This is a genomic window from Ruegeria sp. G5, from assembly GCF_056533365.1.
This window is the reverse complement of record NZ_JBQFOK010000002.1, coordinates 191,522-203,733: the sequence shown is the minus strand read 5'-3', so window position 1 is coordinate 203,733 and position 12,212 is coordinate 191,522. Positions and strand designations below refer to the sequence as shown.

Here is a 12,212-nt window from a genome sequence, read left to right as displayed (position 1 = left end):
CTGTATGAATTGACGCCTACCCTAGCGCTACACTGCGCGGCGTCAATCCATCAGCTGCGAGGCATCCCGAGCCAGGCTTTGAATGCCGAACCAGTCGCCGTCCAGAACCATCTGTTTGGGTGCGACCCAGCTACCACCTGCGCAAACAACGTTGGACAAAGCCAGATAATCCCTTGCGTTTGACGGCGACACACCCCCGGTTGGACAGAATGTGATCTGTGGCAGCGGCGCGCCAATTGCTTTCAACGCAGGTGCTCCGCCCGATGCCTCAGCCGGGAAGAATTTCAGCATGTCGTACCCTTTTTCCAAAAGGGCCATTGCCTCACTCGCCGTCGCAGCGCCGGGGAGAAGAGGCAGGTCTTCCGCCTCGCATGCCGCGATCAAAGCATCCGTTGCGCCGGGCGAGACACCGAATTGCGCACCGGCGGCCTTGGCTGCACGAACATCCTCGGGCGTGACCAGTGTACCTGCGCCGACAACTCCACCGGGCACATCGGCCATCGCCCGTATGACATCAAGCGCCGCGGGGGTACGCAAAGTGACTTCGAGCGCAGGAAGCCCGCCAGCGACCAACGCCTCGGCCAAAGGGCGTGCATGGGCGACGTCATCGACGACCAGAACCGGAACGATTGGGGCCAGTGCGCAAATCTCGCGGGTGCGTTGGGTTTTGGACATGAGCTTAAACTCCGAAAATACTGGCGCCTGTATCGGCCGAGCCGACATTCTGACGGAACGCGCCAAAAAGATCACGACCCACGCCGTGCTGGTTGGCCGAGAGGTCCGCAGTTGCCGGAGCACGGTCAAGAACACCGGGGGTCAGAATTTCCAACTCTCCTTTGACGGCATCCACTCGTAGAACATCCCCGTCTAGCAGGTAAGAAATCGCGCCGCCATCCAATGCCTCGGGGCATACATGGATTGCTGCGGGCACCTTACCCGACGCACCCGACATGCGACCGTCAGTGACCAGCGCCACCTTTTGGCCCCGCCCCTGCAGGATTGACAGCATTGGCGTCAACGAATGCAGTTCCGGCATCCCGTTGGCCTTGGGGCCCTGGAACCGAACAACCACGATTACATCACCCGTAAACTCTCCGGCCTTGAAGGCCGCTTTGACATCGTCCTGATCATGAAAGACACGCACGGGTGCCTCGACCACCTGATGTTCGGGCGCAACCGCCGAGACTTTCATGACCCCCGTACCCAGATTGCCCGTCAGGCGAGACAGACCGCCGGTAGGTTGGAACGGGTCGCTGGCGGGACGGACGATTTTATCGTTCAAAGAGTGACCTGCGCCCTCTTCCCAGATCAGCTCTCCGTCTATCAGCTTGGGTTCTTTGGTGTAGTTGTGCAAACCCTGCCCGGCGACGGTAAGGGTGTCAGGATGCAACAGCCCGCCTTCCAGCAGGGTGCTGATCGTAAAGCCCAAACCACCGGCAGCATGGAAGTGATTCACATCTGCCAAACCATTGGGATAGACCCGCGCCACCAAGGGGACGACGGCGGAAATATCTGAAAAATCCTGCCAATCCAAAACGATACCACCTGCACGCGCCATGGCGATCAGGTGAATCAAAAGGTTGGTCGAACCACCCGTCGCCATCAAGCCAACAATCCCGTTTACAAAAGCACGCTCGTCAAGAATCTGGCACACGGGGGTATAGTGATTGCCCAAGGCACTCAACGACAGCGCACGGCGCGCGCCTTCCTCAGTCAGGGCATCGCGAAGCGGCGTGTTGGGATTGATGAAGCTGGATCCCGGAAGGTGCAGCCCCATAAATTCCATCAGCATCTGATTGGTATTTGCTGTGCCGTAAAATGTGCAGGTGCCCGGCCCATGATATGCGGCCATTTCCGCCTTCATCAACGCATCGCGCCCCACCTCGCCAGCGGCGAATTGTTGACGGACTTTTGCCTTTTCATCATTAGGCAAACCGCTGGTCATTGGACCTGCGGGCAGGAAAACGGCGGGCAGATGACCAAACGCCTGAGCGCCAATGATCAGACCCGGCACGATCTTGTCGCAGACACCTAGGAAAACGGCCGCGTCATAGGTGTTGTGGCTGAGCGCCACACCAGTCGCCAACGCAATCACGTCACGCGAGAACAGCGACAATTCCATCCCCGCCTCGCCCTGCGTGACGCCGTCGCACATGGCGGGCACCCCACCCGCGACCTGTGCGGTACCGCCCGCGGCTCGGATCGCATCGCGGATCAGCCCGGGGTAGCGTTCGAACGGCTGGTGGGCCGAGAGCATGTCGTTATAGGCGGTGACGATACCCAGATTGCCCGCCGTACCGGTCGCCATGGAGTGTTGATCTTCGCCCGCTCCGGCATAGGCATGGGCCTGACCGCTGCAGGACAGATGGGCGCGTGCCGGGCCCTTGGACTTGGCCTGTTCCATCCGTTCCAGATGCGGGCCACGCAAGTCGGTGCTGCGGTCGATGATGCGTTGAGTGACATCGGAAATGACTGAATGAACCACGGTTAACCTCCGATCTGGCGCCAACGGCGACCATCGCGATGCATCAGCATCAGTGCTTCTTCCGGGCCGGAACTGCCCTGATCATATTTCGAAGGGCGGTCCCCGCGCTGCTCCCATCCTTGAATGATGGGGTCGACCCAAGCCCAAGCGGCCTCGGCCTCGTCCCCACGCATGAACAACGTCTGATCGCCGCGAATGACGTCCATGATCAGCCGTTCGTAAGCGTCCGGAGACTTTGATCCATCGCCCAGCGCGTCTGCAAAGCTCATGTCCAGCGCAACATCGGACAGGCGAAACCCGCCTTGTCCCGGCTCTTTGATCGTTGTCCGCAAGGTTATCCCCTCATCCGGTTGCAGACGAATTACCAACACGTTGCCGTGCAAGGGTCCAACATTTGGGAATATTGTATGGGGTGGATCCCGAAAGAAAACTGCGATCTCGGATTCGCGCGCCCGCAAACGTTTACCCGTACGTAAATAGAACGGCACCCCAGCCCAGCGCCAGTTTCCGATATGGGCCTTTAGGGCGATGTAGCTTTCCGTACGGCTGGCAGGATCACCGACGTGATCCAGGTAACCGTCGCCACCGTTGGCGGTGCGGTACTGGCCACGTGCAATATCGCTTGGCGCGACCGGCTCTAACGCCTCGATGACTTTGACCTTTTCATCCCGCACTGCGTTGGGTGCGAATTTCGATGGCGGCTCCATCGCGGTCAGGCACAAAAGCTGCACCAGATGGTTCTGGATCATATCCCGCATCGCGCCGGACTGATCGTAGTAGGCGCCCCGCCCCTCAACCCCTACGGTTTCTGCCACCGTGATCTGGACGTGGTCGACATGAGTTGCGTTCCACAACGGCTCGAACAGAGAGTTTGCGAACCGCAGCGCCATCAGGTTTTGTACGGTCTCTTTACCCAGATAATGGTCGATCCTGTAAATCTGGTGTTCCTCGAAACAGGCGCGCAATCCTTCGTTCAAGGCTTTGGCCGACGCCAGATCGTGACCAAACGGTTTTTCGACCACAATCCGACTATCGGGTGTGGCCAGGCCAGTGTCATTCAGACGCTGCGCAATGCCCGGAAACAGGCTTGGCCCCACCGACAGGTAAAATGCACGTACGACGTCTGGTCGCAATAACTTGGCTAGGTCTGACCAGCCGGGCTCGCCCAACGCATCCACCGGGACATATTCCACATGCGTCAGAAAGCGGTCCAACGTGTCCTTGTCGAAATGCGGAGCGAATTCATGAACCGAGGCGCGCAGTTGATCGCGAAAACCCTCACTGTTCAAATCAGAACGAGCCGTACCAATGATGCGAGCACCCTCTGGCATCTGACCAACTTCGAAACGGTGATAAAGACCCGGCAAAATCTTGCGTTGGGCCAGATCGCCTGTCGCCCCGAACAGCACCAGATCAAACGCATCTACCGGAATTACGCGTGAAACCATCTAGGGTCTCCTCCAGTTCTCATCGGCCTGTACATTGCGGCCTAGAATAGCGATATCAGAAATGTTATCGCTAACATTCACTGTGGAACTATTAAAAACCAGCACATAAATCAACACCGGAGTCGAAATTAATTTCAAGGCTGCGGCCGTGATCAACCCTGACTGCGAAGCCATTCCATGACGGCCGGTCGCACGGATTGTTCGCCGCGATGACGCGCATCGGCGATGATCTTGCGCAGCGATTGCAAATCGGCGCGTAACAATACGCTTTTTACCGGGCCAATTGATGCCGGACGCATCGACAGCGTTCGGATACCCATCGCCGCAAGACAAAGTGCCTCAACCGGGCGACCAGCATCCTCTCCGCAGAAACTTAGCGGTGTGTCCGAGATATTGCAGCGTTCCACGATACGCTCGATAAAGCTTAGAAAACTGACGTTCAGCGTATCATACCGGCGGCGGACCAGCTCGTTCTCGCGGTCTGCGGCAAAGAAGAACTGTTTCAGATCGTTGCCGCCAATCGAGACGAAATCGACCTCGTCAAAGAATTTCTGAGGGGCAAACGCCAAAGAGGGCGTTTCCAACATCGCACCAACCTCGATTTTCTCGGGCAATGCGTGGCCCAGACGTTTTTCACGCTCGATCGTTTTCCTGACTTCCCACCTTGCCTCGCGGAACTCGTCTGCCTGCGCAACAAATGGAAACATGATGGTCAAAGGACGGCCATTGGCCGCCCGCATCAACGCCTGCAACTGCATGCGCATCACGCCACGCTTGTCCAGACCAACCCGAATCGCGCGCCAGCCCAGCGCGGGATTAGGCTCATCCACATGCTTCATGTACGGCAAAACCTTGTCCGAGCCGATATCCAGCGTGCGAAAGACAACCCGCTTTTCCCCGGCTGCATCCAGAACCCGTTGATACTGTGTCACCAGTTCTGAACGTTTGGGCATCTGGTTTCGGATCAGGAACTGAAGCTCGGTCCGAAACAGGCCCACGCCTTCGGCACCGGAATTCCCCAACGAGGGCAGATCCGCCATCAGACCGGCATTCATAACAAGGTGCATGCGCTCCCCGTCACGCGTGACAGTCGGGGTCTCACGGATCGACGCATAGCGCTCTTGCGCCTGGGCTTGCATCGCAATCTTGTCGCGGAACGCGGTTACGACCGTATCTTCGGGGCGCAAGTGCACCGTGCCCTGATCACCGTCAACAAGGATGTGGTCACCGTTCAGCGCCTCGGTCGTGATACGACCAACATGCACCACAAGGGGGATAGCCAAAGCTCGGGCGACGATTGTGGCGTGGCTGCCCACCGAACCCTCTTCGAGCACGATGCCTTTTAACGAGCGGCCATATTCCAGCAAATCGCCAGGACCAATGTTGCGCGCGATCAAAATCGGGTCAGGCGGCAGGTCGGCGCCGTTAGTGTTGCCTTGCCCAGTCAGGATGCGCAACAAACGATTGCTGAGATCATCAAGATCCGCCAACCGTTCGCGCAAATACGGGTCTGTGACTTGGCCCATGCGTGCACGGGCTTGCGACTGCTCTTTTTCCACCGCGGCCTCGGCGCTTAGGCCTCGTGCGATGTCTTCCTCCATACGGCGCATCCAGCCTTTGGAGTTGGCAAACATGCGGTAGGCTTCCAGAACCTGCAGCTGCTCCGTGTCGCCATCTCTGGAAATCTCGAGCATCTTGTCGACGCCAACGCGCAGTTCGTCGATCGCCTCGTTCAGACGTTCGCTTTCTCGCTGCGGGTCGTCGGCGATCGGGTTCGTTACTACGACGCGCGGCTCATGCAGCCATACATGCCCTTCGGCCGATCCTTCCTGAGCCGGCCCCCCGGTTAGCTGCACCGATTGCTGGTGTCGCGGCGACAGGGCAGCCCCTTCACCAACGAATGCGCCCAGTTCGGCCATCTCGGCCAGAACCATCGCAACAACTTCCAGCGCGTAGACCTCGTCTGCCGAAAACTCTCGGGCATCGCGGGACTGAACGACAAGCACACCCAGCTTTTCACCCAGGCGCTGAACCGGAACACCCAGAAAAGAGGAAAACCGTTCTTCGCCCGTTTCGGGCATATAGCGAAAGCCCTTGGCCGATGGCGCATCCGGGGTGTTTACGATCTTGCCATACTTGGCAACGCGGCCAACCAGCCCCTCACCCATACGCATGCGGGTCTTGTGAACAGCCTCGGGTGAAAGACCTTCGGTGGCACACAGCTCCAGCGTTTCATCATCACGAAACAGGTAGATCGAGCAGACCTCAGCCCTGATGCTATCCGCGATCAGGTGCGTAATTCGGTCAAGGCGTTCCTGACCGGCAGCTTCGCTCGCCATCTCCTCGCGCAGCCGTCCCAGCAGCTTGCGGGATTCTGTTTCGGTGCCGTCCGCCATTAGGTTCCACCCAAACCATTCCTCGCCTCTATCTATAGGCGAGCAAAATCCCAGATGAAACCGGAGATATTTACATCGTCAATCTTAACGGCATTTCAGCGCGGTTCTAGATAGAACACTTTGCAGCCTTTAATACCACATCCCCGCGCATCGAAATACAAGCAACCACAATCTCTTACAGCGCTTTTCTCAACCTGCTTCAACCAAGAAGAAGTCACCGGGTTTGCAAAGCAGAAGTGTCACCACGGGGCGCGGCGGGAGCAAGGCTTAGCAGCCCAAAGACCTTGAATATCATAGGGCTGCGAATGCCAACCACCTAAGGTTCAATTCAAGCCGCCTTGTCCAGCTCAAACGCATCGTGCAGAGCCTGAACCGCAAGCTCCATGTATTTCCGGTCAACAAGTACAGAGATCTTGATCTCGGACGTCGTGATCACCTTGATGTTGATCCCCTCATCCGAGAGCACCTTGAACATCTTGGCCGCAACGCCCGACTGCGAACGCATGCCGATGCCAACCACAGAAACTTTGCAGACATCTTCGTCGGCAACCAGCTCGGCATAGTTCAACTCGCCTGCTTCCTTGATCGCCAGCAGCGCTTTTTCAGCGCGCGCGACCTGATCGGTGGGGCAGGAAAACGTCATATCCGTGCGCCCCTCATCCGAGATGTTCTGGACGATCATATCGACATTTACGCCCTCATCGCTGAGCGCGGTAAAGATGATCGAGGCGATACCGGGGCGGTCTGCCACGGAAACGACGGTCATCTTGGCCTCGTCGCGGGAATAGGCCACACCAGCCACAACATTAGATTCCATGATATCCTCCTCGTCGACGACCAGCGTGCCGGCCTCGTCGGATTGTTCTTCGAAACTTGAAAGAACACGCAGTTTCACTTTGTAGCGCATCGCCAGCTCGACCGAGCGGGTCTGCAGCACCTTGGCCCCCAATGAGGCCAGCTCGAGCATCTCTTCGAACGAAATACGATCCAGCTTGCGCGCCTTTTCGCAGATGCGCGGGTCCGTCGTGTAGACGCCGTCCACATCTGTGTAGATATCGCACCGATCGGCTTCGAATGCGGCGGCAAAGGCAACGGCGGTCGTGTCCGAGCCACCCCGCCCCAAAGTAGTGATGCGTCCTTCCGGGCTTATCCCCTGGAACCCGGCCACGACAGCCACACGCATACCTTCATCGAATTTCTGGGACAGGTTATGTGTGGGGATGTCTTCGATCCGCGCCTGGCTGTGCGCGCTTGTGGTCAATAGCGGTACTTGCCAGCCCTGCCAGCTGCGTGCAGGAATATCCATTTCCTGCAAAGTCAGAGCCATCAGACCGGCGGTCACGTTCTCGCCCGACGACACAACGGCATCATATTCCCGCGCGTCGAACAGCGGCGATGTCTCGTTGACCCAGCCAACCAATTCATTGGTCTTACCCGACATTGCCGAGACGATGACAATGACATCGTAGCCCTTTGCCACCTCAACGCCGATACGTTTCGCAGCGCGGCGGATGCGGTCAAGATTGGCGACCGAAGTGCCGCCGAATTTCATCACGAGTACGGGCATGGGGGCAATTGTCTCCGCGCCTTGGAATTCAGATCCCGTGCGTCTTATGCGAGGGGGGCCGTAAGGGCAAGTGTTCAAAACGGTTTCGCCAAGGATCGCAGGCCGCTTTACATCCCAACAACACAATGTCAGCTTATCTGCATCTGATTTTCCATGAGGTTTTCCATGCGCTGTCTCACCATTGCCTTTGCCCTCGTCGCCACCTCTGCGGTGGCTCAGGTTTCAACGTTGGCCGGGACCGATGGTCAAAATGCCCTTGGAACCGTTCCCTGCGCTACCCTAGCGGGTCAGCCCTTGCGCAGCTGCAACGCCGAGCTTCGCCGCCGCGACGACGGCAGCGCGACACTGGCCGTTGGCATGGGTAACGGTGACGTACGCAACATCTATTTCACCGACGGAATACCGGATTCCACCAACTCGACATCCAAGCTCAGCTATGAAACGCGCGGTGATGTCATGGTCATTTTTGTGGAGCCAGGCGAGGTCTACGAAATTCCCACGGCTGCGCTTACCGCTCAGTAGGCGTGCGGTTCGCCTTCGAAAGTTTCGAAACATCCGGTGTTGTCCAAGGATAACGCATCAAACCGATCCATCAGGCCCTGAACGGCCTGTTCCACAGGTATTTCTGCAGCAGCGCCCCCCATATCCGTTTGGACCCATCCTGGATGGTAGATCCCAACGGCAATGCCATCCGTCCGAAGGTCTGTCGCAAGGTTACGCCCCAGGTTCAAAACGGCGGCCTTGGACGCCCTGTAGATATAGCTGCCGCCCGGTGCGCGCGTATGTGACGCCATCTGCGATGATAGGATAGCGATCTTTCCCTTGGCGACCTGCAGTTGTGGCAACAATGCCTGAACGGTCAGGAACACCCCCGTCACATTGGCCGCAAAGGTTTGCGCCCACATTTCGGCCGGATAACCATCCATGCCGTGCCCTTTGTCGAGATACACTCCGGCATTGCACACCAGCAGATCAATGGCCTTGCCATCCAACTGCGCGGCCATCGCCTTGTGATGAGCAGGATCGGTGACATCCAGCGTCACATCAGCAGTGCCATCTCTGGACGTGCCAGTGACATCGTGCCCCTGTGCCCGATAGCGATCTGCCAGAGATTTGCCGATTCCACGGTTAACTCCGGTAATCACGATATGCATGTTCAGTTTGTCTTTCGCGTCGGAACAAACGGTAAGGGTGCCACAGGTACCCCGTCTTCGATCAGGGCTTTGGCGTCTTCGGGTTTGGCTTCGCCATAAATGGCCCGTTCGGGGGCATCCCCCAAATGGATCTTGCGCGCTTCGCTGGCGAAATCCTTACCGACATAGTCCGAGGTCTCTTCCACCTTGCGGCGCAATTCGGTCAGGGCCTGTTGCACCTCTGCCGAGGGAACCGCCACGTTGGCAGTATCCTCTTTTTGGACAGGCTCGCTTTTTCGGGCCTCGGCATTTCGTGCGGGGCGGACACGCGGCGTCATGATCGCCTTTTCGACATGCACATCGCCGCAAACGGCACAGGTCACCATGCCCGCAGACGCGAGTTTGTCGAAAGCGGCAGCCGACTGGAACCAACTGTCAAACGCGTGGCCCTGGCTGCATTTCAAAGCATACTGAATCATGATCCGTCCGGTTTTGGGTTGCCAAATAGATACTGACCAACACCGTAATAGCAAGCCCCTGCACAGCACTCTTAATGTGCAAAAAAGCCGACACGTCGTAACAAATGGGCGAGCTGAGGCGCGCTGACACGCTCGGCGGCCTGCTGCGGCGAATACCACTGGCGCAGGCGTTCATCTATCTCAGGATAGTCGCATGCCATTTCGTGGGCGAGCAATGGGAACACCGCGACTTGATACCAAATCGCGCCGCGTTTTCTTTTACTTTTGCAATACAGAAAATCACCAATCGGCTGCGTACCGATTTCGCCTGTTACCCCGGCTTCTTCCCACGCCTCCTGCCCTGCGGTTTCCGAAGGCGTCTTCCCATCGATCAACCCGCCTTTGGGAACGATCCATTTACCCGAACGGCGCGTCGTGATCAGCAGAATTTCTGGTCCGTGATCCAGTAGGCGATAGCACAAGGCGCCCGCTTGCGGCACAGGCTGAACAGCCTGACCTGGCTGTGTACCATCCCTCCAAAGCCTTGGCTCTATCACTTGGCGGGCTCTTTTTTGACTATGTTCATGCCTGTTTGCCCTGCTGCCTGGTCACGCTTATTTCGTGGGCGATTGCTGAGACGCTACCATATAATGCGTTTCGCTCCAAGCCCTTGCAAACGCGCTACATGCGCGCCGCAAGTCTGCGCACAAGATCATCGTGTGGAATATCGGCATCGATTGCCAGACGTCGCAAACCAAAGTGGATACGCGCGATCTGCTGGTAATAGCGGGAATAGACGAAATTCGTGCCGCCCCCAGCCAGCGCTCCAAGCACTGGAACGGATTGCGCAGCAAGTTTTTGGCCCAGCACCACAGACAACTTGGGCGCCACTGCGGCCACCAGCTTTTGCAGCGCCGGGCCGGTCACGGTCAAACGCACTGAAAAGAAACCCAAATCAGCCCCGTCGTCATACGACAACGGGCCTGCGGCCGACAGAACACGGACACAATCAAATTTCACGCCATCTTCCGACGGATCGAACCCTTCTTGCGCAGCGGCACCTTGTATCGCGCGCAGCAACATGGTTGTGGTCGCAGGCAGCTCGACCAACGCCGAAGACACGCCGCCCAGACCTCCGGCTGCGCCCATTGCTGTAGTCACAGCGGTATTCACCCACGGTTTTTGGTCCGGCACCGCACGACGAGACCCTTCTGCAGCATGCATGGCGATCCACAGCGCCTGTTCCGTGGCCCCGGTCAAGCCCTCGCGAACTGCCGCAGGCAATTGTTCCAGCAGGTTTTCAGCTGAGCCGCCTAAACTATTGAGCAGTTTTACACCCGCACCTCCGGCAGATCGGTAATGCGCGGCCAGCCGGTCAAGCTCGGCTTCGGGGTCCAGTTTTTCGATCAGAACAACGTCCTGCATGAACATCCTCCTGTTAAAGAGATCGGAGGTTCCACACCGGATTTCAATAGGTCAGCGCGACCAACGCGTTACCAGCCCCGTCACTGCTGACCATGCATCTGGTACCAAACCAACGCCCAGAACCCTGTCTGGGTTCGTCGGAGGGGGCATTTCGACGTCCTGCAGGCGCGCGAAACCGAACCTTGCGTAATAAGGCGCGTCACCGACCAGCATCACGCGTTTCCAGCCTTTCTCACGTCCAGTTTGCAACCCTTCATGGATCAGAAAACCACCCAGCCCTTCGCCCTGATGCGTCGGGTGCACGGCGACCGGCCCCAACAGCAGCGCATCCCGGTCGCCCACATGAACCGGCCAAAACCGAATAGCGCCGGCCAGAATGCCTTGGCTGTCACGAGCCACCAAAGACAAACCGGACACAGGCGGAACATCGTCACGCAAACGATAGGACGACAGCGCCTCGCGGCCGGGCGCAAAGCACAGGTCATATAAAGCCTCGACTTCCCACCAATCGTCCGGCTCTTCTGGCTTTATGGTGAATTGCTGCAACCCTGCCCTCTTTTCCTTGCTGGAATTCGCCCTAGCACTTCGATACGCCTTGGGCAAACGCTTGGAGACCATATGTTCTATCGCCCCGAAGACGGCCACGGCCTGCCGCACAATCCTTTCAACGCCATTATCACGCCCCGCCCTATCGGCTGGATCTCGTCGCGGGACGCCGAAGGGATCAATAATCTGGCGCCCTATTCCTTTTTCAACGGCGTCGCGTACACCCCGCCTCAGGTCATGTTCGCCACAACCGGCACCAAAGACGATCAGATCGGGGGCAAGGACAGCATTGCCAATATCGAAGCAACCGGCGTGTTCTGTGTGAACGTTGTGGCCCATGCGCATCGCGATGCGATGAACGCCAGTTCGGCGGGTCTACCAAAACATGTCGACGAATTTGAACATGCCGGTCTAACCCCGGTCGAGTGTGAGACCATTCCCTGCGCACGGATCAAAGGGGCCCCGGCAGCTTTGGAATGCAAGCTGACGCAGATCGTAACCTTGCCGGGTGAAGCCAATCGCGTGGTTTTTGGTGAGGTTATCGGCGTGCATCTGGACGATGCTTGTATTCGCGATGGCAAGTTCGATGTCACCACCTACCAACCCTTGGCGCGGCTTGGGTATCGGGACTATTCGGTTGTTACCGAATTGTTCTCGCTCAACCGTCCGGATGACTGACGCTTTGGCGGCGGATTTCACCTCGTCCAAGCGTTTGGTCAAAACGTCGGGTGCGTCGGCGAAACTGTCGACCTTA

At 57.9% G+C, this 12,212-nt stretch carries 12 protein-coding genes; 2 read left to right on the top strand and 10 right to left on the bottom strand.

The window, feature by feature from the left end; translation table 11 throughout:
• Positions 1-42: 42 nt before the first annotated feature.
• The 5 genes from ACR0BD_RS04055 to ACR0BD_RS04035 all read right to left on the bottom strand — a co-directional run bounded on the left by ACR0BD_RS04055 (position 43) and on the right by ACR0BD_RS04035 (position 7,896).
• Positions 43-675 carry a bifunctional 4-hydroxy-2-oxoglutarate aldolase/2-dehydro-3-deoxy-phosphogluconate aldolase gene (locus tag ACR0BD_RS04055; RefSeq protein ID WP_480829025.1) on the bottom strand — a complete coding sequence of 211 codons (633 nt, stop codon included), beginning with the start codon at positions 673-675 and terminating at the stop codon, positions 43-45.
• Between the two features lie 4 nt (positions 676-679).
• On the bottom strand, positions 680-2,485 hold the full coding sequence (edd, locus tag ACR0BD_RS04050) for a phosphogluconate dehydratase (protein WP_480829023.1): 1,806 nt from the start codon (positions 2,483-2,485) through the stop codon (positions 680-682).
• Between the two features lie 2 nt (positions 2,486-2,487).
• On the bottom strand, positions 2,488-3,933 hold the full coding sequence (zwf, locus tag ACR0BD_RS04045) for a glucose-6-phosphate dehydrogenase (protein WP_480694588.1): 1,446 nt from the start codon (positions 3,931-3,933) through the stop codon (positions 2,488-2,490).
• Positions 3,934-4,085: 152 nt separating this feature from the next.
• Positions 4,086-6,329 carry a phosphoenolpyruvate--protein phosphotransferase gene (gene ptsP / locus ACR0BD_RS04040; RefSeq protein WP_480829020.1) on the bottom strand — a complete coding sequence of 748 codons (2,244 nt, stop codon included), beginning with the start codon at positions 6,327-6,329 and terminating at the stop codon, positions 4,086-4,088.
• Between the two features lie 328 nt (positions 6,330-6,657).
• Positions 6,658-7,896, bottom strand: coding sequence for an aspartate kinase (locus tag ACR0BD_RS04035; RefSeq protein ID WP_480829018.1), 1,239 nt, complete (start codon positions 7,894-7,896; stop codon positions 6,658-6,660).
• A gap of 165 nt (positions 7,897-8,061) precedes the next feature.
• Here ACR0BD_RS04035 and ACR0BD_RS04030 point away from each other — a divergent pair, with 165 nt between their 5' ends.
• Positions 8,062-8,418: a hypothetical protein gene (locus ACR0BD_RS04030; protein ID WP_480829016.1), complete on the top strand. Its 357-nt coding sequence runs from the start codon at positions 8,062-8,064 to the stop codon at positions 8,416-8,418.
• Here ACR0BD_RS04030 and ACR0BD_RS04025 read toward each other — a convergent pair.
• The 5 genes from ACR0BD_RS04025 to ACR0BD_RS04005 form a co-directional block, all read right to left on the bottom strand.
• Positions 8,412-9,050: an SDR family NAD(P)-dependent oxidoreductase gene (locus ACR0BD_RS04025; RefSeq protein WP_480829014.1), complete on the bottom strand. Its 639-nt coding sequence runs from the start codon at positions 9,048-9,050 to the stop codon at positions 8,412-8,414. The two genes, ACR0BD_RS04030 and ACR0BD_RS04025, sit on opposite strands and share 7 nt — an antisense overlap.
• A gap of 2 nt (positions 9,051-9,052) precedes the next feature.
• Positions 9,053-9,508: a DUF1178 family protein gene (locus ACR0BD_RS04020; protein WP_480694597.1), complete on the bottom strand. Its 456-nt coding sequence runs from the start codon at positions 9,506-9,508 to the stop codon at positions 9,053-9,055.
• Between the two features lie 71 nt (positions 9,509-9,579).
• Positions 9,580-10,044, bottom strand: a complete 465-nt coding sequence (locus ACR0BD_RS04015) for an NUDIX hydrolase (protein ID WP_480829012.1) — start codon at positions 10,042-10,044, stop codon at positions 9,580-9,582.
• Positions 10,045-10,168: 124 nt separating this feature from the next.
• Complete coding sequence (locus tag ACR0BD_RS04010) at positions 10,169-10,912, bottom strand: EcsC family protein (protein ID WP_480829010.1); 744 nt, start codon at positions 10,910-10,912, stop codon at positions 10,169-10,171.
• 51 nt (positions 10,913-10,963) lie between these two features.
• Positions 10,964-11,458 carry a GNAT family N-acetyltransferase gene (locus tag ACR0BD_RS04005; protein ID WP_480829008.1) on the bottom strand — a complete coding sequence of 165 codons (495 nt, stop codon included), beginning with the start codon at positions 11,456-11,458 and terminating at the stop codon, positions 10,964-10,966.
• Positions 11,459-11,530: 72 nt separating this feature from the next.
• On the opposite strand from ACR0BD_RS04005, the gene ACR0BD_RS04000 reads away from it, so the two are divergent.
• Positions 11,531-12,136: a flavin reductase family protein gene (locus ACR0BD_RS04000; protein WP_480829006.1), complete on the top strand. Its 606-nt coding sequence runs from the start codon at positions 11,531-11,533 to the stop codon at positions 12,134-12,136.
• The last annotated feature ends 76 nt before the right edge of the window (positions 12,137-12,212 follow it).

Bases quoted from the DNA above. Each gene is read 5' to 3' on its own strand.
- ACR0BD_RS04030 (WP_480829016.1), top strand. From the start codon at position 8,062: ATGCGCTGTCTCACCATTGCCTTTGCCCTCGTCGCCACCTCTGCGGTG.
- ACR0BD_RS04020 (WP_480694597.1), bottom strand. From the start codon at position 9,508: ATGATTCAGTATGCTTTGAAATGCAGCCAGGGCCACGCGTTTGACAGT.
- ACR0BD_RS04000 (WP_480829006.1), top strand. From the start codon at position 11,531: ATGTTCTATCGCCCCGAAGACGGCCACGGCCTGCCGCACAATCCTTTC.
- ACR0BD_RS04055 (WP_480829025.1), bottom strand. From the start codon at position 675: ATGTCCAAAACCCAACGCACCCGCGAGATTTGCGCACTGGCCCCAATC.
- ACR0BD_RS04010 (WP_480829010.1), bottom strand. From the start codon at position 10,912: ATGCAGGACGTTGTTCTGATCGAAAAACTGGACCCCGAAGCCGAGCTT.
- zwf (WP_480694588.1), bottom strand. From the start codon at position 3,933: ATGGTTTCACGCGTAATTCCGGTAGATGCGTTTGATCTGGTGCTGTTC.
- ACR0BD_RS04025 (WP_480829014.1), bottom strand. From the start codon at position 9,050: ATGCATATCGTGATTACCGGAGTTAACCGTGGAATCGGCAAATCTCTG.
- ACR0BD_RS04035 (WP_480829018.1), bottom strand. From the start codon at position 7,896: ATGCCCGTACTCGTGATGAAATTCGGCGGCACTTCGGTCGCCAATCTT.
- ptsP (WP_480829020.1), bottom strand. From the start codon at position 6,329: ATGGCGGACGGCACCGAAACAGAATCCCGCAAGCTGCTGGGACGGCTG.